Here is a 25413-nt window from a genome sequence, read left to right as displayed (position 1 = left end):
TATCGCCGGGCGCCTGTTTCTGGAGCATTTGCATCATCGTGACCAAGTCTTCGGCCCGTTCGGCGGGCGCGCGCAGAATGCGGCGTGGTCTGTGGGTGACCGGCATCCTCTCGGCGATCGTCGTGCTGTTCGTGTATCTGGCGGGCTATTTCGACCGCGATCCGGTGCATGTGTATCCCGCAATCGGCGCGCACGCGTCGGGACCGCCGCCGGTCGTGGTGGTCAATTTCTCGGGCGACATGGGGCTGCGCTTCCTGCTCGGCGCGTCGACGTCGCGGGGGCTGACCGAGCACGGGATCCCGGTGGTCGGGATCACGACCCCTGCCCTGTTCGCGCACCACCGGACGCGGGCCGAACTGGATGCGATCGTCGCGGACGGGGTGCGGACGGCGCTGGCGCGGACCGGGGCAAAGCGGGCGGTGGTGATGGGGCAGTCCTACGGTGCGGACATCGTGCAGACCGGGATGGCGGATCTGCCGGCGGCGTTGCGGCCGCGGGTGGCGGCGATCGTGTTGATCCTCCCGGGAGACACGGTGTTCTATCGCGCCGATCCGTCGGGTTTGCTGTACGATCACGGTACGCCCGACAGCATGGGCGCGACGACCGGCAATCGGCTGACCTGGGCGCCGGTGACGTGCATCTACGGGCTGGAGGAGACGGACAGCCTGTGTCCGCTACTGACGACCGCGAACGCGCGGAAGGTCGGGATGCCGGGGGGGCATAATATCCATCACGATGCGGATGGGTTGCTGCGGCATGTGCTGGCGGCGATCCGTGCGGTCGCGCCGGCGGCTGGACGGGGGTTTTAGCGGAACTCACCATCTACGTAGCGCCCCTCTCCAGATAGGCGCGCCTGATACGCTTTTCGTCATCCTGACGAAAGTCAGGATCCAGGGTAAAACAGGATAGCTCTCGTGGCTCTGGATCCTGACTTTCGTCAGGATGACGACGTTCAGATGACAACGGTTGGGGACGGCGTTCAGGAGGCGCTCGGCGCCCTCCATGTTCTCCCGCGAAGGCGGGAGTCCAGTCTGGGCTCCCGCCTTCGCGGGAGAACATGCAGGGCGGGTACTGTAGAAGGCGGGGCACCAACTTAGCGCGGCGCTGCGGCGATCTTGATCTCGAACAGCGTGCGCCAGTATTTGCCCGTCACGAACAGTCGGTCCGCCTTGGCGTCCCACGCGATGCCGTTGAGCACCGCCTCGGGATCGGTCGCGCCGACCTCGGCGACCAGCGGGCGGAGGTCGATCACCGCGGTGACCTTGCCGGTCTTGGGATCGATGCGGACCAGGAAGCCGGTGTGCCAGACGTTGGCGAGCAGCGCGCCGTGGACATATTCGAGCTCGTTGATGTCCCGCAGCGGACGACCGTCGATCGTCACCGCCACGCGGCGGCGTTCGGCCAGCGTCAGCGGATCGCGGACGATGATGTCGGGGCTGCCATCGGACTGGAGCAGCGAGACGCCGTCGCTCGTCAGCCCCCAGCCCTCGCCGGTATAGCGGTTCTGCCCCTTGGGCTTCAGCGTGCGGACGTCCCAGCGGTGCGCGATGCCGTCATGCCAGGTGAGGCTGACGAGCTGGTCCTTCCACAGCGCGAGGCCCTCGCCGAACTGCGCCGGGTCGATTCGCGCCTTGGCGAGGATTTTGCCGTCCGCGAGCGAGACCCGGCGGACGTCGGATTGCCGCTCCTGCCCGGTGCTCTCGTACAGCGCGCCGTCGTGAAACAGCAGCCCCTCGGTGAACGCGGTGCGGTCGTGCGGATAGCGCGCGACGATCGTCGCCGACAGCACTGGCACGCGCGAGTCGGGAGCCGCCGCCTGCGGTTGCGCAGGCGCCGCGGACGACAGCAGGGATGATGAAACGAGAACGGCCGGTCCCGCCAAAGCGAAACCGGCCGCAATCACTATCCTACCGAACACGGTACGATCAGCGTTCTGAGTCAGACAGCGATCAGCCGCCTGCGCTCAGGTTCACCGCTGCATACTTGCCGCGACGATCGACTTCGAGCTCGAACTCGAGCTTGTCGCCCTCGTTGAGCGTCGCCATGCCGGCGCGCTCGACGGCCGAGATGTGGACGAATGCGTCGGGCTGTCCGTCGTCGCGCTGGATAAAGCCGAAGCCCTTCATCGCGTTGAAGAACTTGACCGTACCGGTCGCCTTCTCCCCGGTGAGCTGACGCTGTGCGCCACCTGCACCACCGTCACGGTCGCGATCGCCACCACGGGGCGCGCCCGGGCCGGCATCACGGTCACGCGGCGGGCCGCGATCGGTGACGGCCATCGGCTCGCCGTCGATCTTCAGGTCGGTCGCCGAGATACGGCCACCACGGTCGACGAGCGTGAAGCCGAGCGGCTGACCCTCGGCGAGCGCAGTCATGCCGGCCTGCTCGACGGCGCTGATGTGGACGAACACGTCCTCGCCGCCGTCATCGCGAACGACGAAGCCGAAGCCCTTCTGCGCGTTGAAGAACTTTACGACGCCGGTGCCTTCACCGACGACCTGGGGAGGCATGCCGCGACCACCGCCGCCGCCGCCACCGCCCGAGAAGCCGCCGCCACCGCCGCCGCCGCGGTAACCACCGCCGCCGCCGCCGCTGCCGCCACCGAAGCTGCTGCCGCCGCCGTAGCTGCTGCCACCGCCACCGTAGCTCGAGCCACCGCCGCCGCCATAGCTGCTACCGCCGCCGAACCGATCGCCGCCACCGCCAAAGCTGCTGCCGCCGCCGAACTCGTTGTCGCCGCCGCCGAAGCTGTCGCGCTTGTCGCGGCCACGCCCGCCACGGTTCCCGCGGCCACCTTTATCGAAACCCATAAGCTCTGTTCGTCTTCCCGGTTCGCCCGCAAATTTCTCAAAACCCTTGTGCCGGACGACGAACGCAGGTTTTCCAGCGCGAAACCTTTTGCGCCTTGAGGACACCCGTAGCGCAAATTACAAGCCGTCGCGAATAGATTCTGATCTTTGGCGCTGCGATTTGGATCGATACTGGCGCAAGTGTCGCTTGTAAGCCACGACTCGTCGCACGCGCAGCATGCAAGCCATCTTATCGCCCGATTCGGCCTCGCATCGCCAAATTCAACGGCGCTGCCTGTGACTGCGCCATTGAGCGTTCAGTCGCGGAGCGCTACGGCCACCATCATGACAGTTCATCTCCACGAAGGCGACATCCCCGCCGATCTGTTCGCGGCCGGCGCCGCGATCGCCGTCGATACCGAGACGATGGGTCTCATCACCCCGCGCGACCGCCTGTGTCTCGTCCAGCTTTCCGACGGCGGCCCCGACGAGCATCTCGTCCGGTTTGCGGCCGGTGCCGGCTATGACGCGCCCAACCTGAAGGCCCTGCTGGCCGATCCGGCGCGCGTGAAACTCTACCATTTCGGGCGGTTCGATATCGCCGCGGTCCAGCATTATCTCGGCGTCGTCGCCGCGCCGGTGTATTGCACCAAGATCGCCTCGCGGCTGGTCCGCACCTTCACCGATCGCCACGGCCTGAAGGAACTGGTCCGCGAACTGCTCGGCCAGGATATCTCCAAGCAGCAACAGTCGTCCGACTGGGGCAGCCCCGAGCTGTCGGAGGCGCAGAAGGATTATGCGGCGTCGGACGTGCGCTTCCTCCACCGATTGCGCACCGAACTCGACAAGCGGCTGATTCGCGAAGGCCGCATGGAACTGGCGCAGGCATGCTTCGACTTCCTGCCGACTCGCGCCGCGCTCGATCTCGCCGGCTGGCCCGAGATCGATATTTTCGCGCACGCATGATCGAAGCGCCCTCCGCCACGGGCCTGCCGCCCTCCCCGGTCGCCCGCCGGGTCCGCTCCGCGCGGCAGGACTGGGCCGCGCCCGGTGGCAGCCACGATCGCTTCGTCGCGATCGCCCGCGTCGGCTTGCCGACCGCGATCGGCGTGCTGGCGTCCTTCATGGTGCTGGCGCCGCTGACGGCCGGAGGCGACGTGTCGTTCCTGCTCGACAAGAACAAGGTCGATGTCGCGCAGGAGCGGATGAAGATCCAGTCGGCGCAATATCGCGGCCAGGACTCGAAGGGCCAGGCGTTCACGCTGGATGCGAAGTCGGCAATCCAGAAAAGCTCGGCCGAACCGATCGTCCAGCTCAACCAGCTCGCAGCGCAGATCCAGCTGACCGACGGCCCCGCCAACATCAAGGCGAACACCGGCCGCTACGACATGGACACCGAGAAGGTGCAGCTGTTCGGCCCGCTCAATGCCACCGCGGCCGGCGGGTATGACCTGAAGACGACCAACGCGACCATCGACATGAAGGCGCGCACGCTCGAAAGCGGCGGTGCGGCGACCGGCACCGTGCAGCAGGGGACGTTCAGTGCGAACAAGCTGCGCGCGAACCTGGAGGAGCGGACCGTGACGCTCGATGGCAATGCCCGCTTGCGGATCGTGCCCAGAGGGCCGAAATAGCTGCCATGCGCGCCACACCCTCCTTGCTCGGAGCAGCCGGTTTCGGCCTCTCCCTCCTGCTTTCGACGACCGCGGTCGCGCAGCAGCCGCACAATTCCAACGCGCCGATCAATTTCGGTGCGGATCATATCGAGTTGCAGGACAAGGCGAACCGCGCCGTGCTGTCAGGTAACGTCGCGGTCAAGCAGGCCGAGATGACACTCAATTCAGCGCGGATGACGGTTGCGTATACCGGACAGGTGATCGGCGGAAACCCGCAGGTGTCGCGGCTCGATGCATCGGGCGGCGTGACGGTCAGGCGGCCCGACCAAACCGCCAAGAGCCAGTACGCGATCTACGATCTGAACAAGCGCGTGATCACGATGCTCGGCGCGGTGACGCTCAACCAGGGCGGCAACGTCGTCAATGGCGGACGGCTGACGATGAACCTCGACACCGGACGCGCGGTGATCGACGGCTCGTCGGTCGGCGGCAGCAGCGGCGCGACCACCGGGGGCGCCACCGGCGGCACGGTGACGCAGTCGGGCGGGCGCGTGACCGGCACGTTCTCGGTCCCCAAGCGCAACTGACGCGCCCGACTGTCGTCGCGCGGGGGCTTTCCACCCGGCCCGGCGTCATGCATGTTTCCTGCCAACCCGCGACTGCGTAAAGCGTTCGGCAATCTATTCTTGCGAGGCCTGATCCCATGGATGCCACCACGCTGCCCCCGATCGAAGCGGTAGAGCCGATCGCCGAGCCGCCCGTCAACAACGGGTTGCAGGTCGTCTCGATCGCCAAATCCTACGACAAGCGGGTCGTGCTGACCGACGTGTCCGTGTCGGTCGGCCGCGGTGAGGTCGTCGGCCTGCTCGGGCCCAACGGCGCGGGCAAGACAACGTGCTTCTATTCGGTGATGGGCCTGGTGAAGCCCGATTCGGGTCGGATCATGCTCGACGGCGAGGACATCACGAAGCTGCCGATGTACCGGCGCGCGATCCTCGGCCTCGGCTATTTGCCGCAGGAGACGTCGATCTTCCGCGGGCTCACGATTGAGAAGAACATCCTGACGGTGCTCGAACTCTCCGAGCCCGACAAGGCGGCGCGGCAACGGAAACTCGACACGCTGCTCGATGAATTCGGACTAACCCGGCTGCGCGCGTCGCCGGCAATGGCGTTGTCGGGTGGCGAGCGCCGGCGTGCGGAAATTGCCCGCGCGCTGGCTGCGGATCCGTCGATCATGCTGCTCGACGAGCCGTTCGCGGGCATCGATCCGATCTCGATCGCCGACATTCGCGATCTGGTGAAGGACCTCAAGCGCCGTGACATCGGCGTCCTGATCACCGACCACAACGTCCGCGAGACGCTGGAGATCGTCGACCGCGCGTACATCATCTATGACGGCCGCGTGCTGTTCTCGGGTTCGCCGGAAGAACTGGTCGCCGATGCCAACGTCCGCCGGTTGTATCTTGGCGAAGGCTTCTCGCTTTAAGCTTATGCCGCCCCTCCTCCCAGCCACCACCCCCACCCGTCATCCCAGCGAAAGCTGCGATCTCCCGGTGAGGGCGTGCGCTCTGATCGTGGGAGACCCCAGCTTTCGCTGGGGTGACGGAATTGGGTTGTTGGGCTCTCTACGGGACTCCCCGGCATGAGCCTCGCCCCTCGCCTGGACATCCGCCAGTCGCAGTCGCTGGTGATGACGCCGCAGCTGCAACAGGCGATCAAGCTGCTGGCGCTGTCGAACCTGGAGATCGAGGGCTTCATCGCCGAGGAAGTCGAGCGCAACCCGCTGCTGGAGGCGGGCGCAGCCGAAGATAGCGACGCGCCGGACCGCGAACCCGTCGCCGAAGTCCGCGACGAACGTGTCGCCGCCGACGAGCTCGTCTCCGGCACCGGCGCGGGCGACGAACCGACGCTCGACGTCGACTATGCCACCGAAAGCCACCAGCAGGACAGCGTCGCCGACGGCGGCAGCGGGATGGACGGCGCGCTCTCGATGACCGGCGCGAGCGCGGGCGGTGCGGGCGGCGAGGATGGCCCCGATCTCGATGCGTTCGCGGATACCAGCCTCAGCCTTGCGGATCACCTGCTCGCGCAGGCAGGGCCAGCGATCCCGCAGGAGGACGCGTTCATCGCGGCGCATCTGATCGACCAGATCGACGAGGCGGGCTATCTGACCGTATCGCTGCTCGACATCGCCAACCGCCTCGGCGTGCCATTGGCCCGCGTCGAGGGCGTGCTGGCGACGATCCAGACCTTCGATCCGACCGGGGTCGGCGCGCGCGATCTCGCCGAATGCCTGGCGCTGCAGGCGCAGGAGGCGGACCGCTACGATCCGTGCATGGCGCGGCTGATCGACAATCTCGACCTGCTTGCGCGCGGCGAACTCTCGCGGCTCAAGCGAATGTGCGACGTCGACGACGAGGACATGGCCGACATGATCCGCGAACTGCGCGGCTATGATCCGAAGCCGGGGTGCCGGTACGGGGGCGAGCCTGCACAGTCGGTGACGCCCGACCTGTTCGTCGCGCGGACGAAAGCCGGCTGGGCGATCGAGATCAACGCCTCGACGCTGCCGCGCGTGCTGGTCAACCGGAGTTATTACACCGAGTTGTCGGGCGGGCAGCAGGACAAGGCGTCGAAGGCGTGGCTGTCGGACTGCCTCGCGAGCGCGAACTGGCTGGTGAAGGCGCTCGACCAGCGCCAGCGGACGATCATCAAGGTCGCGACCGAGATCGTGAAGCAGCAGGAGGCGTTCTTCCTGAAGGGCGTCGCGCATCTTCGCCCGCTGACGCTGCGCCAGGTGGCGGATGCGATCGAGATGCACGAATCGACCGTCAGCCGCGTGACGAGCAACAAATACGTGTCGTGCGCGCGCGGGCTGTATGAGTTGAAATACTTCTTCACGAGCGCGATCCAGTCGGCGGATGGCGGCGAGGCAGTGTCGGCGCAGGCGGTGAAATCGGCGATTCGGGCGCTGATCGATACCGAGGGAGCGAAGATCCTGTCGGACGATACGCTGGTCGAGCTGCTCAACGCCAAGGGCTTCGACATCGCGCGGCGGACGGTGGCTAAGTACCGCGAGGCGCTCGGGATCGGGAGTTCGGTGCAGCGGCGGCGTGCGCGGACTTTAGAAGGCGGCTGATCCACGAAAGCCCGTCCTGAGCTTCGCCGAAGGGGCGCTAAGAGTAGATGATTGGTTCGCGCAGAGGCGCAGAGAGCGCGGAGGGTTGCGGACTGGGCTGCCGTCTCGCGTTTGCGAGACCTTCACCCATATGGCCAGCGCAAGATAAGGACCGCTGACGAACGTACGACTATCGACTCTCTGTCACTATCTCCGCGTCCTCTGCGCCTCTGCGCGCAAAAACTCTTCTTGGCGCCTTCGCGCCCCTTCAGCGAAGCTCAGGACGGGCTTAGCGTGGATCAATCGTCTTCGTCCTCAAAGCCAACCAACGCCAGCGCGCGCGCCTTGATCTGGCGGGTCATGCACCAGTGGACCAGCGCATCCTCGCGGCCGTGCGTGACCCAGACTTCCTGCGGGGCGATCTCGGTCAGCGTGGTGGTCAGTTCGTCCCAATCGGCGTGATCGCTGAGGATCAGCGGGAGCTCGACGTTCTTCTGGCGTGCCCGCCCGCGGACGCGCATCCAGCCGCTCGCCATCGCGGTGATCGGATCGGGCAGCCGCCGCGACCAGCGATCGTTGAGCGCGCCCGGCGGGCACATCACGACATGCCCCGCCATGTCCGCCTTCTTCGCATCGGCAACGGGAAGAAGTTCGCCCAGCCTGACGCCGTGCTCTGCATACAGGTCGCACAGCTTTTGTAGCGCGCCGTGGATGTAGATCGGAGCCTGGTGGCCGCGTTCGCGCAGTTCGGCGATCACGCGTTGCGCCTTTCCGAGCGCATAGGCGCCGACGACGACGCAGCGATCGGGGTTGGCGTGGAGCGCGGCGATCAGTTTGTCGATCTCGTCGCCGGTGTCGGGGTGGCGGAAGACCGGCAACCCGAAGGTGGCTTCGGTGATGAAGACGTCGCATTTGACGGGTTCGAACGGGGTGCAGGTCGGGTCCGCGCGGCGCTTGTAATCCCCCGAGACGACGATCCGCTCACCGCGGTAATCGAGTACGATCTGTGCGGAGCCAAGCACGTGGCCGGCGGGGACGAAGCCGATGTCGACCCCATTGTCAGCGGGCCCCATCCGGATCGTCTCGCCATACGCGACCGGGTTGCCGGCCTGCGGACCGTAGCGCGCATCCATGATCGCGAGCGTTTCCGGCGTGGCCCAGACCGCCGCGTGGCCACCGCGCGCGTGATCCGCGTGGCCGTGCGTGACGAGCGCCTTCGCGGTCGGGATCGACGGGTCGATCCACGCGTCGATCGGCTTGACGAGGATGCCGTGCGGATGCGGTTCGAGCCAGTCGCCGAGTTTTGCCATGATCAGGTAACGCGTGACGCGGGGGTGCGGTGCCGTCGGCAGCGTGCGGCGACCGAACGGGCACTATGGTTGCCTAACTTCCCGAAGCCGTCATCCCCGTGCAGGCGGGGATCCATAACCTCGCCGTTGCGGATTTTGCCGCTCGGTCAGCCCTTATGGGTTCCTGCCTCCGCGGGAATGACGGGATGAAGGCGAGGTAGGAGCTTAGGTTACAAAACCCAACTCCAACGATCCTCCCCCGCCAGGGGGAGGTGTCGCCGAAGGTGACGGAGGGGGAGGACACGGAACAGAGGTCTTCGCTTACCGCCCCCTCCGTCTGGCAAGGGCCAGCCACCTCCCCCTGGCGGGGGAGGATTGTATGTCCTTCCTTTACCGCCGCCCGCCGACCTTGATCGTCGCCAGAATCTGATCCATCCGCGCCGCAGCCACCGCCTGGGGCGGCGCAAGCCGGCCGGCTGGTGCCGCCGCCCTCACCGCGTAGGTGATCCGGTCGATCGCATAGCACGCGCCGTTTATGACACTGCGGAAGTTGGTCGCGTTGACCTGCTGACTCATGCCTGCGTCGCCGTTGGTGTAGACCGTCCAGCGGTGGCCGCCGAGCATCCGGTTGGGCAGCCGCTTGGCATGCCCCGAGACCAGCCCTTCGGTGCCGCAGGTCGCGATCACGGCTGCGCTGCGGCTGAAGCCGACCTGGATCAATTCGGTGACCTGGCCCTGACCATCGGTCGGCTTGGCGACCTCCCAGAAGCGGACGATGCCGACGCCGCGCCCGACCGGGGCGCCGTCCCACATCTGTCGCCAGCCGCTGTTCATCAGCGGCCGGCCTGCAAAATTGCGCGTCGGCGTCAGGCTGGAGGCGTAGGATAAGCGGACCATGCCGCCGCCGCCGACGAACGACTTGCTGGCGGCAGTGGCATTGGCGAACGGCAGGAGTGCGAGCAACGGCAGGGGCAGGAGATAACGAAAAAGCGACACCGATCGTCTTTCACAACAGAGCTTTGGTCAAAGTGGCGGTCGTTCCGCACGCGGTCCATGGCGGTGCGGCGCGACGCCCCCATATGGCGATGATGCGTGAACAGGCCGTGAGCGACCTCCCCTCCCCCTTGGAAAACTGGTTTGTCGCGAGGGGTTGGCGGCCGCGGCGGCATCAGCTGGAGATGCTGGCCGAAGGCCGCGCGGGGCATCATGCCCTGCTGGTGGCGGCGACCGGCGCGGGGAAGACGCTCGCCGGGTTCCTGCCGACGCTTGCCGAGCTGATCGAGGCGCCGACGACGGGTCTCCACACGCTCTACGTTTCGCCGCTGAAGGCGCTGGCGGTCGACGTGCAGCGCAACCTGCTGACGCCGATCGACGAAATGGGCGTCGATATCCGCGTCGAGACGCGGACCGGGGATACCCCCTCCGACCGGAAGGCGCGGCAACGGATCAAGCCGCCGCAGATCCTGCTGACCACACCTGAATCATTGTCGCTGCTGCTCAGCTATCCCGACAGCATTACGATGTTCGAGAACCTCCGCACGATCGTCGTCGACGAGGTGCACGCGTTCGCGACCGGCAAGCGCGGCGACCTGCTTTCGCTCTGCATGGCGCGGTTGCAGACGATTTCACCGGGGATGCGCCGCGTCGCGCTGTCGGCGACGGTCGCGGATGCCGACGGCTATCGCGCGTGGCTCGCGCCCGACGGCGATATCGACCAGGTCGCGATGGTGCGCGGCGAGCCCGGCGCGGATCCCAACATCGCGATCCTGCTGCCCGAGGGCCGCGTGCCCTGGTCGGGGCATTCGGGCCGCTATGCCGCCGCGCAGGTGATGGCCGAGATCGAGGCGCACGAAACCTCGATCGTGTTCTGCAACACGCGTAGCCTGGCGGAGCTCATCTTCCAGGATCTTTGGAAGGTGAATGCGGGCAACCTCCCGATCGGCGTCCACCACGGCAGCCTGGCCAAGGAAGCGCGACGGAAGGTCGAGAACGCGATGGCCGAGGGCAAATTGCGCGCGCTGGTCGCGACATCGAGCCTCGATCTCGGCGTCGACTGGGGCAATGTCGATTGCGTGATCCAGATGGGCGCGCCGAAGGGATCGTCGCGGCTGTTGCAGCGGATCGGTCGCGCCAATCACCGGCTTGATGAATCGTCTCAAGCGATCGTCGTGCCGGGCAACCGGTTCGAATATCTCGAGGCACGCGCAGCGCTCGACGCGGTCGAGGCGGGCGAACTCGATGCGGATATCTTCCGCGTCGGCGCGCTCGACGTGCTGGCGCAGCATGTGATGGCGTGCGCGTGCGCGGCGCCGTTTCGCGAGGCGGACCTGCTCGACGAGATCCGCTCCGCGCTGCCGTATTCGGCGCTGCCGACGGAGACGTTCGAGCGCGTGCTCCACTTCATCAGCGACGGCGGCTATTCGCTGAAGGCGTATGACCGGTTCAAGCGGCTGACCAAGGATGCGGACGGGACGTGGAGGGTGAGCCACCCCAAGTTCATCGGCCAGCACCGGCTGAACGCGGGGATCATCGTCGAGGCGACGATGCTCAACGTGCGGTTCGGCAATGGCCGCGTGCTGGGCCGGGTCGAGGAGGCGTTCGCGGCGCAGTTGAGCCACGGCGACACGTTCTTCTTCGCCGGATTGAGCCTCGAGGTGATGAAGATCGACCTTGAGGATCTGGTCGTGCGCGCGACGTCGAAGCCTGCGCGGATCCCGACCTATGGCGGCAGCCGGATGCCGCTGTCGACCAACCTCGCCGATCGCGTCCGCGGGTTCCTCGCGCATCCGGGCGAATGGGCGCGCTTCCCCGACGACGTCCGCGAATGGCTGGAGATGCAGGCGTATCGATCGGTGATGCCCGAGCCCGGCCAGCTGCTGGTCGAGACGTTCCCGCGCGAGGGGCGGCATTACATGGTCGCGTACAGTTTCGAGGGGTGGAACGCGCACCAGTCGCTCGGCATGCTGATCACGCGGCGGATGGAGACTCAAGGGCTGAAGCCGCTCGGCTTCGTCGCGAATGATTATGCGCTGGCGGTGTACGGGCTGGAGAAGATCACCGATCCGGCGTCGCTGTTCTCGGCGGATATCCTTGAGCACGAGTTCGTCGAATGGGTGCAGCAATCGCACCTGCTCAAGCGCGCGTTTCGCGAGGTCGCGGTGATCGGCGGGCTGGTCGAGCGCCAGCATCCGGGCAAGCGCAAGACCGGCAAACAAGTGACGTTCTCGACCGACCTGATCTACGATGTGCTGCGCAAGTACGAGCCGACGCATCTGTTGCTGGAGGCGGCGTGGGCGGATGCGCGCGCGCGGATGACCGATGTGGGGCGGCTGGCGTCATTGCTCGATCGCGCGGCGGCGACGATGGTGCATGTCGACCTGGAGCGCGTGACGCCGCTCGCGGTGCCGGTGCTGACGCTGATCGGGCGCGAGAAGGTGGCGACGAACAGTTCGGACGACGCGCTGCTGATCGAAGCGGAGGCGATGATCGCGGACGCAATGCGGCCGGATTAAGAGGTGCCTCTGACAAGATTGCACCACCCCGGCGAAGGCCGGGGCCCAAGTGGAAAGGTGGTCGTAACGAAGCGCCGCCCTCCATTAGCGACCTCCCCCAATTGGGCCCCGGCCTTCGCCGGGGTGGTGGCGTTTCAGCGGGGCATTCTTCTCTAACAACCACAGTAACAACCACAGTTGCGCGCATCACGGAATGAGCGCAGCATTTGCAGCATGCACAGGTGGCTAGCCCCTCTATTGCTGATGATCGCCGCCCAGGCCAGCGCCCAGGACGCGGCGCCGCCACGCCAGAATGCTGCACCGTCGCCCGGTGCAGCATCTGCAGCAGAACCGCCTCCCGACACGCTCCTGTTCGGCGTCGATCAGACCCGCATGACGGTGCCCGTTACGATCGGCGACGCCGGGCCCTATCCCTTCATCGTCGACACCGGCGCGCAGCGCACGGTTATCTCGCGCGAGCTCGCCCAGACGCTGCGCCTCGCGCCGGGGCGGACCGTTCGCGTGACGGGGATGACCGGCGTCGGCAACATCGCCACCGTGCTGATCCCCTCACTGAAGGTCAGCGTCATCGGCAGCGCGGCGATTGAGGCGCCGGCGATCGGCGCGGTGTATCTCGGGGCGAACGGCCTGCTCGGGATCGACACGTTACAGGCGCATGCGGTGACGATCGACTTCGACGCGCAGACGATGACCGTCGCGCCGTCGCGCAAACGCCCGAGCCGCGAGCGCGCCGATCCCGATGAGATCGTCATTCGCGCGCGCAGCCTGTTCGGTCAGCTGGTCGTCACCGACGCCTATTGCAACGGCATCCGGATCCGCGTGATCCTCGATACCGGTACCTCGATCAGCATGGGCAACGCCGCGCTCCGCCGGAAGGTGATGCGCAAGCTCGGCAGCGCGGCGCGCTCGCAACCGGTGTCGCTGACCGGCGTGACCGGCGAAACCGTGGTCGCGGATTACACGACGATCGACCGTACCACGATCGGCAGCCTGACGCTCGGCGACCTGCCCGTCGCGTTCACCGCGGTCGATGCGCCGCCGTTCCGCGTGTTCGGGCTGGCCAACCGTCCCGCAGTATTGCTCGGGATGGACGTGCTGCAACTCTTCCGCCGCGTCGACATCGATTTCGCCAACCGCGAGGTCCGGCTTGCGCTGCCGCGCGGGACCTTGCGTCCGCCGTCGCGGCGTTGAGGTTGCGCGACGCCGCATTCGCTGCAACTCTGCGGTCATAATCGATCAAGGGGATCACTATGCGCGCAACGAATTGGCTAATTACGGCGGCAATACTGACCACACCAATCGCTGCGCAGGCGCAGACGCGGCCCGATCAGAAGGCGTTCCTCGGGCTCTACAAAGAGCTTGTGGAGACCAACACGACGCTGTCCGCGGGCAGTTGCACGCAGGCCGCGGCACAGATCGGCGCGCGGCTGAAGACGGCGGGCTATGCGGACGCGGACGTCACCTATTTCTCGGTACCCGAGCATCCCAAGGACGGCGGTCTGGTCGCCGTGCTCAAGGGGTCGGATGCCTCGCTCAAGCCGATGCTGCTGCTCGCGCATCTCGACGTGGTCGAGGCCAAGCGCGAGGATTGGGTGCGCGATCCGTTCAAGCTGATCGAGGAAGGCGGCTATTATTACGCGCGCGGCACCGTCGACGACAAGGCGCAGGCTGCGATCTGGTCCGACGCGATGATCCGCTTCAAGACCGGCGGCTACAAGCCGAAGCGGACGATCAAGCTGGCGCTGACCTGCGGCGAAGAGACGACGTTTGCGTGGAACGGCGCGCAATATCTGGCGAAGGCGAAGCCCGACCTGATCGCGGCGGAATTCGCGCTGAACGAGGGCGGCGGCGGGCGGCTTGACGACACCGGCAAGCGCCAGTTGCTCGCGATCCAGGTCGGCGAGAAGGCCGCGCAGAACTATACCTTCCTGGCGACCAACCCGGGCGGGCACAGCTCGCAGCCGATCCCCGAGAACGCGATCTACGAACTCGCCGATGCGGTGAAGGCGGTGCAGGGCTATGAGTTTCCGGTGAAGTTCACCGATACGACCAAGGCGTTCTTCGCGGCCAGCGCGAAGGCGATGCCGGGCGAAATGGGGGATGCGATCACCAAGCTGCTCGCCAACCCCGAGGACAAGGCGGCGGATGCGATCGTCAGTCGCGACAAGGCGATGCACTCGACGCTCAGGACGACGTGCGTGGCGACGTTGCTGAACGCCGGGCATGCCGAGAACGCCTTGCCGCAGCGCGCGACGGCCAACATCAACTGCCGGATCTTTCCGGGGGAGACGGTCGACGGCACGCTCGCCAAGCTGAAGGAACTGGCGGGGGCGAAGGTCACGGTGACGGCCAACCAGCCGGTGCGGCCGACCGCGATCCCGCCGACGTTGGATCCGAAGATCATGGGGCCGGTGACGAAGGTTGCGGCCAAGCACTTCCCCGGCATCCCGATCCTGCCGATGATGTCGACCGGTGCGACCGACGGGATATTCTTCGAAGCGATCGGGATCCCGGTCTACGGCGTACCCGGCGTGTTCATCGACAAGGACATGGGGGGGATTCACGGGCTCAACGAACGGATCCGGGTGGCGTCGTTGTACGACGGCCGCGATTATCTGTTCGACCTGGTGAAGGCGTTTGCGGGGTGATGTGGAATGTCCCTCGCCCCTACGGGGAGAGAGGGGCGTGAGGCTCGAGACGGTGCCCGACAACGCCCCTCTCCCTTCCCACGGCAAGCGCCGCGGGCCCCTTCCCTCTCCCCGAACGGGCGAGGGAGCACGCGCTTCCCGCCCCGAAACCGTCCGCCACGCCCTCAGTTTAGACCGTGACCTGTTCGCCTAGCTCGAGCACCTTGCCCGGCGGGATCTTCAGGAAGTCGGTCGGGTCGCTCGCGTTGCGTTGCAGGAACAGGAAGATACGGTCCTGCCACGGCGGCATGCCCTTCTCCGCATCGGGCTTCAGCGTGTTGCGGCCGATGAAGAACGAGGTCCGCATCGGGTCGAGCCCCAGCTGCTCGGTCTTGTTGCCGACGCCGAGATCGCGCGGGACGTCGGGCGATTCCATGAAGCCGTAGGTCAGCACGACGATCGAGAAATTGTCGTCGACGCGTTCGACCTTCGCGCGCGCGGATTCCTCGACGAACGGCCGGTCCGCCGTCCGGATACTCACGATCAGGTTGCGCTCGTGGAGCACCTTGTTGTGCTTGAGGTTATGCAACAGCGCGCCCGGCGTCGCGTGCGGGTTGGCGGTCAGGAACACCGCGGTGCCCGACACGCGTTCGGGCGGGCGCTTCTCCAGCGCAGCGGCGAGGTCGCTCAGCGGGATGCTCTGGCGCTTCTCGAACGCGCTGACGATCTTCTTGCCGCGGACCCAGGTGAAGATGATCAGCCCGATCGACGCAGCGATGACGAGCGGCACCCAGCCGCCCTCGATCACGCGCAGGATGTTGGCGCCGAAGAAGACCAGGTCGAGCGTCAGGAACGGCAGGATCGCCGCCAGCGCGAGCGGGCGCGACCAGTTCCAGCGATGGCGAACCACGATATAGGCGAGCAAGGTGGTCACCACCATCGTGCCGGTCACCGCGATGCCGTACGCCGCCGCCATCGCCGACGACGTCTTGAACTGGATCACCAGCACCAGCACGCCGATCAGCAACAGCCAGTTGATCGCGGGGAGGTAGATCTGGCCGGCGAACACCGCCGAGGTCTGGCGGATACGCAGGCGCGGGAGGAGGCCGAGCTGGATCGCCTGCTGCGTCAAACTGAACGCACCGGTGATCACCGCCTGGCTGGCGATGACGGTCGCGAATCCGGCGAGGATGATGAGCGGCGCGCGCAGCGATTCGGGCGCCATCAGGAAGAACCAGTCCTGGTTGACGAATGGAATACCCTGCCGCGCGGCATCTTCGAGCTTGGCGAGCGCGAACGCGCCCTGCCCCAGATAGTTGAGCGCGAGCGCCGGAAAGACGAGGAAGAACCAGCCGATGCGGATCGGCAGCTTGCCGAAATGGCCCATGTCGGCGGTCAGCGCTTCGGCGCCGGTGACGGTGAGGAATACTGCGCCAAGCACGAACAGCCCGGTGACGCCGTGCGTCGCGAGGAACGAGATGCCGTAGGTCGGCAGGAACACACGGACGATCGAGGGCTCGTCGGCGATGTGCCAGATGCCGAGCGCCCCGATCGACACGAACCACAGGATGCAGACCGGGCCGAACAGCTTCGATACCTGCGCGGTCCCGCGCGACTGGATCATGAACAGCGCGATCAGGATGCCGATCGTCAGCGCGCGCACCACGCCTTCGTTGAAGATGTGCGCGGCACTCGGGATCGTCCGCAAACCCTCCATCGCCGACAGCACGGACAATGCCGGGGTGATGATCGCATCGCCGTAGAACAGCGACGCCCCCGCCGCGCCGAGGACGATGGCGATTCGCGAGCGCATACCTAGCGCGCGACGGGCGAGCGCTGCGAGGGCCAACACGCCGCCCTCGCCCTGGTTGTCCGCGCGCATCAGGAAGATGACGTATTTTACGGTGACGACGAGGAACAGCGACCAGAGCGCCAGGCTCAACACGCCGAGAATCTCGGTCGGATCGATGCCGCCCGCCGACGTCTGGCCGAGCGCCTCGCGGAACGCATAGAGCGGGCTGGTGCCGATATCGCCGAACACCACGCCGATCGCACCGACGGTCAGCGCCGCCAGCGCCGGGTGCGGATGCAGATGCGCCGCCGACATATCGGCGGGCGCGCAGACCTGCGCCGCCACGCCATCGGCGGGCGGTTGGGGGACTGCGGCAGTTTGCGGTGTTCCGGCTTCGGACGACATGGCGCGAAAAGCGCTCCTCATGAAGGGACGGCGCGCTTTACGCCGATTGCGGACATGCGCAAGCCCTGCCCGCCCTCGCGGATGCCCGCTTGATTCGCCGCGGCGGGGGCGGCATGGCGGGCGGATGGTTCCCTTTTCGTTCGGCGGACATGCGCTTCTGGCGTTGCCACAAGGCGCACTGTTCTGGCCGGAGCGCCGCGCGCTGCTGGTCGCCGACCTGCATTTCGAGAAGGCGAGCTGGTTCGCGGGGCGCGGCCAGATGCTGCCGCCCTATGATTCGATCGCGACCTTGGCCGATCTCACCGCGCTGGTCACGGCGACGGGCGCGCGCGAGGTCTGGTGCCTAGGGGATAGCTTCCACGACAGCGACGGATGCGCGCGGTTGCCGCAGCGGGCGCAGGACATGCTGCGGGCGCTGACCGATGGCACACGCTGGACATGGATCACGGGCAATCACGATCCGGCGATCCTCGATCGGTGTGGCGGCGAGGTGGTGGACGAGGTCGTCGTCGATGGGCTGGTGCTGCGGCACGAGGCCGACCGGGCGGAGACGCGGCCGGAACTGTCGGGGCATTTCCATCCGAAGCTGCGGCTGCGGGTGCGGGGGAAGTCGGTCGCGCGGCGGTGTTTCGTGGCGACTGCGACGAAGCTGATCCTGCCCGCGTTCGGGTCGCTGACGGGGGGGCTCGATGTCGACCATCCCGAGATTGTCCGCGCGGTTGGTCTAGGCGCGGAAGCGATGGTGCCCGTGGCGGATCGGATGTTGCGCTTTCCGGTTGCTGCCTGAAGTTTGTCGCTGATCAGGTATATACGCCACCACCCCGGCGAAGGCCGGGGCCCAATTACGAGCGGCTTATAACGGAGGTTTGTCCAACGTTACTGCGACCTTTCCGATTGGGCCCCGGCCTTCGCCGGGGTGGTGTGCTCTGATGACGGAAGGTCTCAGCTGGCGATCGTCGGAAACGCCGCGCGGAACGCCGCCACCTTGGGCTTGTCCCACATCACCACGTACGGGTGCGTCGGGTTCCGGTCGTAGAAATTCTGGTGATACGCTTCGGCTGGATAGAACGTCCCCGTCTCCAGCTTCGTCACGATCGGCCCGGAGAACGCATGAGTCGCCCCCAGCTGCGCAATGTACGCGCGGGCAACCTGAGCCTGCGCCGGCGACTGCGGGAAGATCGCCGAGCGATAGCTGGGGCCGCTGTCCGGACCCTGGCGGTTCAAGGTCGTCGGGTCATGCGCGATCGAGAAATAGACGCGCAGCAACGTCCCGTAGCTCACGATCCGGGGATCGTACGCGATCTTGATCGCTTCGGCATGCCGAGTCGTTTCGGCCGAGACCTGGTCGTAGGTCGCAGTTGCCTTGGTGCCGCCGGCATAACCGGTCGTGACCGCCTTTACGCCCTTCACATGCTCGAACACCGCCTCCATCGTCCAGAAGCAACCGCCAGCGAGTACAGCGGTCTGGATATCGGATGTCGCGGGAAGGTCGGTCTTGACGGCGGGGATGACGACGGCGCGGGCGCCCTGTGCGGCACCGGTGGACATGACCGCACCGGCGATACCGACGGCGGCGAGCGTGGCGAGGAGCGGCTTTTTCATGTTTAGATACATGGGGTTGCCGCTCGTCTTCGCTAGGCCGTCGGCGCGCTTATCGCGTCGTGGAGACGCTGTGCTCGAAATGGCTGGCGAAGGTCTGGCGCGCCTCGGCGGGCTGGAGCGCGAGCAAGCCGATCGCACCCAGCACGAAACCGCCGCTGAACTGCCAGAAGAAACTCGACTTTACGATACTGCGCATGATGCGATCCCAATGAAACCAAGTGACGACACCGACCGGGTGGGCCGGTGTCAGCTACGTCCCGGCATGTCGTGGAGATGCCGGTCAACCACAATGTCGTTTTTAGAAACTCTCGATTAACGCGCCGTGGCCGATGCGTTCATCGTGCAGCAGGCATTGTCCGGCAGGATTGCCGGAAGATGTCGCCGCGTGTCTCGATTGTTGCTCGAACCTTCGATCCTCCCCCGCCAGGGGGAGGTGGCTGGCGCTTGCCAGACGGAGGGGGAGGAAAGGAACAACCCTCGTTCCGTATCCTCCCCCTCCGTCGCTTCGCGCCACCTCCCCCTGGCGGGGGAGGATCGTTTGTTACTTGAGCGCGGCGCAGGCCGTCTGGATTCGCGTGCAGGCCTCGCGGAGCAGCGCGTCGGACGTCGCGTAGCTGATCCGGAACGCCGGCGAGAGGCCGAACGCGGCGCCCTGCACGACCGCCACCTTGGCGTCGTCGAGCAGATAGCCGACCATCGCCTCGTCGGTATCGATCAGGCGACCGTTCGGCGTCGTCTTGCCGATCAGCTCGGCAAACGACGGATAGACGTAGAACGCACCCTCCGGCGTCGGGCAGTGCATGCCGTCGATCTCGTTGAGCATCGCCACCACCAGATCGCGACGCCCCTGGAACGCTGTGTTGCGCTCGGCGAGGAACGACTGGTCGCCGTTCAGCGCCGCCACCGCCGCCGCCTGCGCGATCGAGCAGGGGTTAGAGGTCGACTGCGACTGGAGCTTGGCCATCGCCTTGATCAGCCACGCCGCGCCGCCGGCATAGCCGATCCGCCAGCCGGTCATCGCATAGGCCTTCGAGCAACCGTTGACGGTCAGCGTGCGCTCGAACAGCTCGGGGCACGCCTCGGCGATGGTCGCGAACTTGAAGCCGTCATAGACGATGTGCTCGTACATATCGTCGGCGAAGATCCAAACATGCGGGTGCTTCGCCAGCACCGCGCCGAGCGCCTTCAGCTCGTCGATCGTGTAGCCGGCCCCGGTCGGGTTCGACGGCGAGTTGAGGATCACCCACTTGGTCTTAGGCGTGATCGCGGCGTCGAGCGCGGCGGGATCGAGCTTGTAGCCGACCTCGGGGCCCGCCTTGACGATCACCGGCACGCCGCCCGCGAACTGCACGACGTCGGGATAGCTGACCCAGTACGGCGCGGGGATGACGACTTCGTCGCCCGGATCGATCGTCGCGACCATCGCGTTGAACAGGGTGTGCTTGCCGCCGACGTTCACGCTGATCTGGTCGGTGGTATAGGTGAGGTTGTTGTCGCGCGCGAACTTCGCGACGATCGCCTGCTTCAGCTCGATCGTGCCGTCGACATTGGTGTATTTGGTCTTGCCGTCGCGGATCGCCTGGATCGCAGCCTCTTTCACGAAGTCCGGCGTGTCGAAATCGGGTTCACCCGCGCCAAGCCCGATCACATCGACGCCTGCGCGCTTCAGTTCGAGAACGCGCGAGGTGATCGCGAGCGTCGGCGAGGGGCTGATGCGGCCGAGCGCGGCGGATGCGTGCATGGTGTAACCTTTGCGGTTGTCCGCGAACATCGCCGCGGAATTCGCGGGCGCTATACGCTCCGCTTGGCCGAATTCGCAACCGTAACGATCGCCGGAATGAGGCCCCGGACTGCATTTCCGACGAAGAAACCGGCGTTGAGGTCGGCGCGGGTGATCGGCGCTTCGATCGCGCGACCCGATTCAAGCAGATCGGCGCGGAGAATACCCGGGAGCAGGCCCGAAAACTGACTGGGCCGTAGCGGCGGCGTCACAAGGATCGCGCCGCGTTGGACGAACACCGACGTGAAACTCCCTTCGGTCAGGAAGCCGTCGGCGTCCTCGAACACCACCTCGAAGGTCCCCGCGTCGATGCGGGCGCGATCGTAGAAGTCGCGTGCGCTCGTCTTGTGGCGGAGGCGGAAGTCGGTCGCGGCGACGGGTAGCGGCACGATCGCGACGCTAGCCTGTGCGGGCGATCGCGGGAGCGGTGCTGCCTCGATCGCGATCGCGCCGGACGGGCTGAGCAACAGGCGGATGCGGCGGGGGCCGCGCAACCGGAAGGTCGCCGCCTGGAGTTCGTTGCGCGCGGTGTGGCGGTCGAAGGTGAACCCCAGCGCCTGGGCGCTCGCCTTCATCCGCGCGAGATGCGCCTCGAGGCGGAGGAGCCCGTCGTCGGGATCGAACGCCATCGTCTCGATCAGGTCGAAGCGGCGCTGGCCGGCGGTGACGAACGCGCCTTTCGCGTGGCACTCGTCCCATTCCGCATCCGCCGCGCTGTCGGCGACGATGCCCGAGCCGAGGCTCATCATCGCGCGCTCGGCTTGGACGGCAATCGTGCGGATCGCCACGTTGAAGATCGCGTCGCCGTTAGGATCGAGGCGGCCGATCGACCCGGTGTAGATGCCGCGGGTGCGCGCGTGCTCGACCTCAACGATGACTTCCATCGCGCGCTGTTTTGGCGCGCCGGTGATCGATCCGCACGGGAACAGCGCGGTCAGCACGTCGACCGCGTCGCAGTCGGGCTTGAGCGTCGCGGTGACGGTCGAGGTCATCTGGTGGACGGTCGGATAGGTCTCGACGGTGAACAGGTCTGGGACCGCGACGTGAGTGGCGACGCGCGACAGGTCGTTGCGCATCAGGTCGACGATCATCAGGTTTTCGGCGCGCTGCTTCGGGTCGGCGGCGAGTGCCTCGGCGAGTGCGCGATCGGCCTCGGGGGTGTCGCCTCGTTGCGCCGTGCCCTTCATCGGGCGGCAGGTTAGCGTGTCGCCGTCGAGCGCGAAGAAGAGTTCGGGCGACAGCGACAGGAACCGCGTCTCGCCGGTGTCGATCAGTGCGCCATAGCCCGCCTTCGCCTGCCGCCGCAGCCGGGCGTACAGCGCGAGCGGGTCGCCGACGAAGGGCACGGTGGCGGCGAAGGTGAGGTTGGCCTGGTAGATGTCGCCCGCCGCGATCAGCTCCAGCACGCGCGTTAGGCTGGCGTCGTAGGTGTCGCGGTCGATCAGCGGCTCGGGTGCACCGGTCCAGGCGCCGGCTGGGTCGGGGAGCAAGGCGGCGACGTCTTCGGGCGCGATCGTCCGATACTCGGCGAACAGGCCGAACCAGAGCAGCGGCCCTTCGGTGCGGACGTCGACCGGCTTCGAGGATAGTGCAGCGCCGGCTTCGTAGACGAGGTACCCGGCGGCGTGCAGCCCTTCCGCGCGGGCATCTCGTAGCGCGTCGAGCGCCGGGCGCACCTCGGCGAGCGTATCGGCCCGGACGATCCGGACGGGGTCGCGGTACAATCGCGCCGGAGCGCCCCCCTCACGAGCATCATCGAGCAAAACGAAGGGCGCAGTCCACATCGCCTTCCTGTTGCACGGGCGATGGGGTAAACCGCAAGCGGCGATTGCTCCAACCGATGCGCTATCCTATTTCGGGGCCATGACAAATCCACCACTCCGCGCCGCGATCGTACCGGTCACGCCGATCCAGCAGAACTGCACGCTCCTCTGGTGCACGACGACGATGAAGGCCGCGGTGATCGATCCGGGCGGCGACCTGCCGCGGATCATGGCGGCGGTCGAACAGGCCGGCGTTACGGTCGAGAAAATCCTGCTGACGCACGGGCATATCGATCATGCCGGCGGGGCGAAACGGCTGTCGAACGACCTTGGCGTACCGATCGAGGGCCCGCACGAGGCGGATCGCTTCTGGTTGCAGCGGCTTGATCAGGACGGGCCGAAATACGGGATTTCGGGGGTGAATTTCGAGCCGGACCGGTGGCTGGTCGAGGGCGACACGGTGTCGGTCGGCGACCTCATGCTCGATGTGTACGAGACGCCGGGGCATACCGAGGGGCACGTGATCTTCCACCACGCGCCGTCGAAGTTCGCGCAGGTGGGGGATGTGCTGTTCCAGGGGTCGGTCGGGCGATCCGACATGCCTGGGGGGAATCATCAGGTGCTGGTGAAGTCGATCGTCGAAAAGCTGTGGCCGCTGGGGAGCGATACGAGCTTCATTCCGGGGCATGGGCCGGCGAGCACGTTCGGGCATGAGCGGGCGACGAATATGTTCGTGAGCGATCGGGCGTTGGCGGGGTAAGGTCGGCTTGCAACCCTAGCTGTTCCCCCGCGGAGGCGGGGGCCCAGACTCAACCAAGGGCGGTAGGCTTGGCCCCTGGGCCCCCGCCTTCGCGGGGGAACCAGAATAAGCGCCACCCTTCCAATCACTCCACCCCGGCGAAGGCCGGGGCCCAATTGGGGGACGAAGTTTGGCGTAGGCCGAGCTCCGTTGCTGCAACCTTTCCAATTGGGCCCCGGCCTTCGCCGGGGTGGTCGCTGGGATGGGGGGTAGACTTACCTCCGCTCGCTTGCGCTTTCAGCCCGCACCGACTTGAACTCGGAGCCCTCACGCCATTCCGGCCACAACCGGCTGTTCGCCAGCTTCGTCCCGATCGTCTGGAACAGCCCGACATCCTGCGCGGCACCGCGCAGATCCCAGTCCGCCCCCCACGCATCGCACGTCTGGTGATAGCATTTCATATAGCCATCGAGCCAAGCCTGCCCCGCAGTCCGACCACCCTTGACCAGATCGGGCGCACCACTGATCGCCATCAGGAGCAACGTCGGCACGCCGCGTCGCGCGACCGAGAAGTGATCGGCGCGGTAGAACAGCCCGCGTTCGGGAAGCGCTTCGGGGGTTACGATGCGGCCTTGCGCCTTCGCCGCCTCACCCAGCATGTCCTCGAGGCTGTTCTGGCCCGCCCCGACCAGCATGACGTCCTTTGCAGGCCCTGCGGTCTGGAGGATATCGAGCGTCAGATTGGCAACCGTCTTGGCCGCCGGATAGACCGGGTTCACCGCGTAGGTCTCCGAGCCGAGCAGGCCCCGCTCCTCGCCGCTCCACAGCGCGAAGACGAGGCTGCGGTCGGTGCGGGGGGCCTTGGCAAAATTGCGGGCGAGTTCGAGGACGCCGGCTACGCCGAGCCCGTCGTCGTTCGCGCCAGGGCGGATCGTGCGGCCCTGCGCGTCGGGGGCGCCGATGCCGTAGGCGTCCCAGTGCGCGCCGAACATCACGACCTCGTCGGGATGCGTCTTGCCCGGCAGCTTCGCCAGCACGTTCTGGCTCACGGCGGTGTCGTGCTTCACCGGCAGGTCGGTGGTGAACGCCTGCTTCAGCGCGACCGGGCGGAAGTCGCTCCGCCGCGCCGCTTTCCGTAACGCCGCCAGGTCGAGGCCCGAGGCTGCAAACAGGCGAGACGCCGCGCCGCCCTCCAGCCAGCCTTGGAGCAGCACCCGCGACTCGGGATCGTTCCGCACGATATCGTAATTCTCGCCGGCCGGCGCGGTCACCGTGCTCCAGCCGTAACCCGCCCCCGGCGTATCGTGAACGATCAGCGCCGCGACCGCCCCTCGCCTTGCGGCTTCCTCGTATTTGTACGTCCAGCGGCCGTAATAGGTCATCCGGCGGTCGCCGAACTTGCCCTTCGAATCGTCGCCTGCGACGGCTTCGAAATCGGGATCGTTGACCAGGAATACCGCCACCTTGCCCTTGAGATCGAGCCCCTTGAAGTCGTCCCAGCCGCGCTCGGGCGCACTGACGCCGTAGCCAACGAACACCATCGGCGCGTTCGCGATCGCGACGCGGTCGACGCCGCGGACCGTGCTGAGATACACGTCACGCCCCTGCGCCAGCGCGGCGTCGCCGGCGCGGACGGTACCCGAGCCCATGCGCGTGTGGACGAGCGGCACGGCTTGCGTCCAGCCGCCGTTGGGGCCGCCGGGCTGCGCCTTCATCGCCTTGAACTGCGCGATCAGCCAGGCGATCGTCCTGGTCTCGCCCGGCGTCCCCGGCGCCCGACCCTCGAACGCATCGGAGGCGAGCGTCTTCACATCCGCCGACAATCGCTCGGGCGAGACCTGCGCCACGGCAGGGGATGCAGCCAACAGCGCTGCGGCGGGAAGGAAGCGAAACGCGCTCATGCCCGGCCACCAGACGGCACGACCTGGAACGTCTTCGCAGCCGGCATCGCATTGGCCTGATACGCGATCGCCAGCGCCCAACCGGCTAGCAACGCCATCAACGCCCATGTCACCAGCGCACCCGCGGCCCTCGGCACGCTCGACGTTGCCCGGTCCATCCCGAACGCGTGCGCCACGCGCGCGATCACGAACACGACGCCCGCGATCCACAGCCACATCGTCGATCCGCCGGCGAGTTCGATCAGCCCCAGCAGGATCAGGATGAACGGCGCATATTCGGTGAAATTCGCATGCGCGCGCATCCGCCCCTGCAACAGCGCGTTGCCGTTATCGCCCAGCAGCACCTTGTCCTTCACCCGGATCGGCACGATTCGGAAGGCGAGCCATAGATTGACGACGGCCGCGGCCGCGGCGATCGTCAGAGTCACGGGTAATATCACGGCGTTGCCCCTCGTTGGATGTCGCGGGAGGTCCTGCCAC

The 25413-nt window shown here is 66.7% G+C and carries 22 protein-coding genes; 11 read left to right on the top strand and 11 right to left on the bottom strand.

Going from position 1 to position 25413, the window contains the following annotated elements:
* The first annotated feature begins 38 nt into the window (after nucleotides 1–38).
* Complete coding sequence (locus ACLBWL_RS02855; RefSeq protein WP_447790053.1) at nucleotides 39–809, top strand: AcvB/VirJ family lysyl-phosphatidylglycerol hydrolase; 771 nt, start codon at nucleotides 39–41, stop codon at nucleotides 807–809.
* A gap of 284 nt (nucleotides 810–1093) precedes the next feature.
* Here the strand turns inward: ACLBWL_RS02855 and ACLBWL_RS02850 are convergent, their stop codons facing one another.
* Both ACLBWL_RS02850 and ACLBWL_RS02845 read right to left on the bottom strand, forming a co-directional pair.
* The gene (locus tag ACLBWL_RS02850; RefSeq protein ID WP_447790051.1) at nucleotides 1094–1903 is read right to left on the bottom strand and encodes a glutaminyl-peptide cyclotransferase; all 810 of its coding nucleotides are present in this window, start codon (nucleotides 1901–1903) and stop codon (nucleotides 1094–1096) included.
* Between the two features lie 46 nt (nucleotides 1904–1949).
* Nucleotides 1950–2810 (bottom strand): cold-shock protein, encoded by an 861-nt coding sequence (locus ACLBWL_RS02845; protein WP_447790049.1) that lies wholly within the window; start codon nucleotides 2808–2810, stop codon nucleotides 1950–1952.
* A 324-nt stretch (nucleotides 2811–3134) separates the two neighbouring features.
* Between ACLBWL_RS02845 and ACLBWL_RS02840 the strand changes: the two genes are divergently transcribed.
* The 5 genes from ACLBWL_RS02840 to rpoN all read left to right on the top strand — a co-directional run bounded on the left by ACLBWL_RS02840 (nucleotide 3135) and on the right by rpoN (nucleotide 7544).
* Nucleotides 3135–3755 carry a ribonuclease D gene (locus ACLBWL_RS02840; RefSeq protein WP_447790047.1) on the top strand — a complete coding sequence of 207 codons (621 nt, stop codon included), beginning with the start codon at nucleotides 3135–3137 and terminating at the stop codon, nucleotides 3753–3755.
* Nucleotides 3752–4423, top strand: a complete 672-nt coding sequence (gene lptC, locus ACLBWL_RS02835) for an LPS export ABC transporter periplasmic protein LptC (RefSeq protein ID WP_447790045.1) — start codon at nucleotides 3752–3754, stop codon at nucleotides 4421–4423. The genes ACLBWL_RS02840 and lptC overlap by 4 nt, the downstream gene beginning before the upstream one ends.
* Before the next feature lie 5 nt (nucleotides 4424–4428).
* Nucleotides 4429–4992 carry an LptA/OstA family protein gene (locus ACLBWL_RS02830; RefSeq protein WP_447790043.1) on the top strand — a complete coding sequence of 188 codons (564 nt, stop codon included), beginning with the start codon at nucleotides 4429–4431 and terminating at the stop codon, nucleotides 4990–4992.
* 116 nt (nucleotides 4993–5108) lie between these two features.
* Entirely contained in the window at nucleotides 5109–5891 is a 783-nt protein-coding gene (lptB, locus tag ACLBWL_RS02825; RefSeq protein WP_447790041.1) for an LPS export ABC transporter ATP-binding protein, read from the top strand.
* A 156-nt stretch (nucleotides 5892–6047) separates the two neighbouring features.
* The gene (gene rpoN, locus ACLBWL_RS02820; RefSeq protein WP_447790039.1) at nucleotides 6048–7544 is read left to right on the top strand and encodes an RNA polymerase factor sigma-54; all 1497 of its coding nucleotides are present in this window, start codon (nucleotides 6048–6050) and stop codon (nucleotides 7542–7544) included.
* Nucleotides 7545–7822: 278 nt separating this feature from the next.
* On the opposite strand, the gene ACLBWL_RS02815 is transcribed toward rpoN, so the two are convergent.
* Both ACLBWL_RS02815 and ACLBWL_RS02810 read right to left on the bottom strand, forming a co-directional pair.
* Nucleotides 7823–8833 carry a ligase-associated DNA damage response exonuclease gene (locus ACLBWL_RS02815; protein WP_447790037.1) on the bottom strand — a complete coding sequence of 337 codons (1011 nt, stop codon included), beginning with the start codon at nucleotides 8831–8833 and terminating at the stop codon, nucleotides 7823–7825.
* A 369-nt stretch (nucleotides 8834–9202) separates the two neighbouring features.
* Complete coding sequence (locus ACLBWL_RS02810) at nucleotides 9203–9808, bottom strand: hypothetical protein (RefSeq protein WP_447790035.1); 606 nt, start codon at nucleotides 9806–9808, stop codon at nucleotides 9203–9205.
* A gap of 92 nt (nucleotides 9809–9900) precedes the next feature.
* Between ACLBWL_RS02810 and ACLBWL_RS02805 the strand changes: the two genes are divergently transcribed.
* The 3 genes from ACLBWL_RS02805 (at nucleotide 9901) to ACLBWL_RS02795 (ending at nucleotide 14972) form a co-directional block, all read left to right on the top strand.
* Entirely contained in the window at nucleotides 9901–12324 is a 2424-nt protein-coding gene (locus tag ACLBWL_RS02805) for a ligase-associated DNA damage response DEXH box helicase (RefSeq protein ID WP_447791967.1), read from the top strand.
* Between the two features lie 243 nt (nucleotides 12325–12567).
* A complete protein-coding gene (locus tag ACLBWL_RS02800) occupies nucleotides 12568–13515 on the top strand; it encodes a retroviral-like aspartic protease family protein (RefSeq protein WP_447790033.1) in 948 nt (315 codons plus the stop codon).
* A gap of 59 nt (nucleotides 13516–13574) precedes the next feature.
* Nucleotides 13575–14972, top strand: a complete 1398-nt coding sequence (locus ACLBWL_RS02795) for a M20/M25/M40 family metallo-hydrolase (protein ID WP_447790031.1) — start codon at nucleotides 13575–13577, stop codon at nucleotides 14970–14972.
* A 169-nt stretch (nucleotides 14973–15141) separates the two neighbouring features.
* On the opposite strand, the gene ACLBWL_RS02790 is transcribed toward ACLBWL_RS02795, so the two are convergent.
* Nucleotides 15142–17058, bottom strand: coding sequence for a potassium transporter Kup (locus ACLBWL_RS02790; RefSeq protein WP_447791965.1), 1917 nt, complete (start codon nucleotides 17056–17058; stop codon nucleotides 15142–15144).
* A gap of 214 nt (nucleotides 17059–17272) precedes the next feature.
* On the opposite strand from ACLBWL_RS02790, the gene pdeM reads away from it, so the two are divergent.
* Nucleotides 17273–17935, top strand: a complete 663-nt coding sequence (gene pdeM, locus ACLBWL_RS02785; RefSeq protein ID WP_447790029.1) for a ligase-associated DNA damage response endonuclease PdeM — start codon at nucleotides 17273–17275, stop codon at nucleotides 17933–17935.
* Nucleotides 17936–18090: 155 nt separating this feature from the next.
* Here pdeM and msrA read toward each other — a convergent pair whose 3' ends face one another.
* The 4 genes from msrA to pabB form a co-directional block, all read right to left on the bottom strand.
* On the bottom strand, nucleotides 18091–18750 hold the full coding sequence (gene msrA, locus ACLBWL_RS02780; protein WP_447790027.1) for a peptide-methionine (S)-S-oxide reductase MsrA: 660 nt from the start codon (nucleotides 18748–18750) through the stop codon (nucleotides 18091–18093).
* Nucleotides 18751–18799: 49 nt separating this feature from the next.
* Nucleotides 18800–18946: a hypothetical protein gene (locus ACLBWL_RS02775; RefSeq protein WP_447790025.1), complete on the bottom strand. Its 147-nt coding sequence runs from the start codon at nucleotides 18944–18946 to the stop codon at nucleotides 18800–18802.
* A gap of 345 nt (nucleotides 18947–19291) precedes the next feature.
* A complete protein-coding gene (locus ACLBWL_RS02770; RefSeq protein WP_447790023.1) occupies nucleotides 19292–20491 on the bottom strand; it encodes a pyridoxal phosphate-dependent aminotransferase in 1200 nt (399 codons plus the stop codon).
* Nucleotides 20492–20541: 50 nt separating this feature from the next.
* Nucleotides 20542–22314 carry an aminodeoxychorismate synthase component I gene (gene pabB, locus ACLBWL_RS02765; RefSeq protein WP_447790021.1) on the bottom strand — a complete coding sequence of 591 codons (1773 nt, stop codon included), beginning with the start codon at nucleotides 22312–22314 and terminating at the stop codon, nucleotides 20542–20544.
* Between the two features lie 79 nt (nucleotides 22315–22393).
* Here pabB and ACLBWL_RS02760 point away from each other — a divergent pair, with 79 nt between their 5' ends.
* On the top strand, nucleotides 22394–23053 hold the full coding sequence (locus ACLBWL_RS02760) for an MBL fold metallo-hydrolase (protein WP_447790019.1): 660 nt from the start codon (nucleotides 22394–22396) through the stop codon (nucleotides 23051–23053).
* Nucleotides 23054–23307: 254 nt separating this feature from the next.
* On the opposite strand, the gene ACLBWL_RS02755 is transcribed toward ACLBWL_RS02760, so the two are convergent.
* A complete protein-coding gene (locus tag ACLBWL_RS02755) occupies nucleotides 23308–24933 on the bottom strand; it encodes a M28 family metallopeptidase (RefSeq protein ID WP_447790017.1) in 1626 nt (541 codons plus the stop codon).
* On the bottom strand, nucleotides 24930–25373 hold the full coding sequence (locus ACLBWL_RS02750; RefSeq protein ID WP_447790015.1) for an MAPEG family protein: 444 nt from the start codon (nucleotides 25371–25373) through the stop codon (nucleotides 24930–24932). The genes ACLBWL_RS02755 and ACLBWL_RS02750 overlap by 4 nt, the downstream gene beginning before the upstream one ends.
* Between the last annotated feature and the right edge of the window lie 40 nt (nucleotides 25374–25413).

Source organism: Sphingomonas sp. M1A8_2b (genome assembly GCF_053345535.1).
Note: the sequence above shows the minus strand (reverse complement) of the source record. Positions and strands in the feature narration are given on the sequence as shown.

Excerpts from the sequence above, each read along its gene's own strand:
- lptB (WP_447790041.1), top strand. The coding sequence starts at position 5,109 with ATGGATGCCACCACGCTGCCCCCGATCGAAGCGGTAGAGCCGATCGCC.
- ACLBWL_RS02770 (WP_447790023.1), bottom strand. The coding sequence starts at position 20,491 with ATGCACGCATCCGCCGCGCTCGGCCGCATCAGCCCCTCGCCGACGCTC.
- ACLBWL_RS02755 (WP_447790017.1), bottom strand. The coding sequence starts at position 24,933 with ATGAGCGCGTTTCGCTTCCTTCCCGCCGCAGCGCTGTTGGCTGCATCC.
- ACLBWL_RS02845 (WP_447790049.1), bottom strand. The coding sequence starts at position 2,810 with ATGGGTTTCGATAAAGGTGGCCGCGGGAACCGTGGCGGGCGTGGCCGC.
- ACLBWL_RS02815 (WP_447790037.1), bottom strand. The coding sequence starts at position 8,833 with ATGGCAAAACTCGGCGACTGGCTCGAACCGCATCCGCACGGCATCCTC.
- lptC (WP_447790045.1), top strand. The coding sequence starts at position 3,752 with ATGATCGAAGCGCCCTCCGCCACGGGCCTGCCGCCCTCCCCGGTCGCC.
- msrA (WP_447790027.1), bottom strand. The coding sequence starts at position 18,750 with ATGAAAAAGCCGCTCCTCGCCACGCTCGCCGCCGTCGGTATCGCCGGT.
- ACLBWL_RS02840 (WP_447790047.1), top strand. The coding sequence starts at position 3,135 with ATGACAGTTCATCTCCACGAAGGCGACATCCCCGCCGATCTGTTCGCG.
- ACLBWL_RS02795 (WP_447790031.1), top strand. The coding sequence starts at position 13,575 with ATGCGCGCAACGAATTGGCTAATTACGGCGGCAATACTGACCACACCA.
- pabB (WP_447790021.1), bottom strand. The coding sequence starts at position 22,314 with ATGTGGACTGCGCCCTTCGTTTTGCTCGATGATGCTCGTGAGGGGGGC.
- pdeM (WP_447790029.1), top strand. The coding sequence starts at position 17,273 with ATGGTTCCCTTTTCGTTCGGCGGACATGCGCTTCTGGCGTTGCCACAA.
- ACLBWL_RS02800 (WP_447790033.1), top strand. The coding sequence starts at position 12,568 with ATGATCGCCGCCCAGGCCAGCGCCCAGGACGCGGCGCCGCCACGCCAG.
- ACLBWL_RS02790 (WP_447791965.1), bottom strand. The coding sequence starts at position 17,058 with ATGTCGGCGGCGCATCTGCATCCGCACCCGGCGCTGGCGGCGCTGACC.
- ACLBWL_RS02760 (WP_447790019.1), top strand. The coding sequence starts at position 22,394 with ATGACAAATCCACCACTCCGCGCCGCGATCGTACCGGTCACGCCGATC.
- rpoN (WP_447790039.1), top strand. The coding sequence starts at position 6,048 with ATGAGCCTCGCCCCTCGCCTGGACATCCGCCAGTCGCAGTCGCTGGTG.
- ACLBWL_RS02805 (WP_447791967.1), top strand. The coding sequence starts at position 9,901 with ATGCGTGAACAGGCCGTGAGCGACCTCCCCTCCCCCTTGGAAAACTGG.
- ACLBWL_RS02830 (WP_447790043.1), top strand. The coding sequence starts at position 4,429 with ATGCGCGCCACACCCTCCTTGCTCGGAGCAGCCGGTTTCGGCCTCTCC.
- ACLBWL_RS02775 (WP_447790025.1), bottom strand. The coding sequence starts at position 18,946 with ATGCGCAGTATCGTAAAGTCGAGTTTCTTCTGGCAGTTCAGCGGCGGT.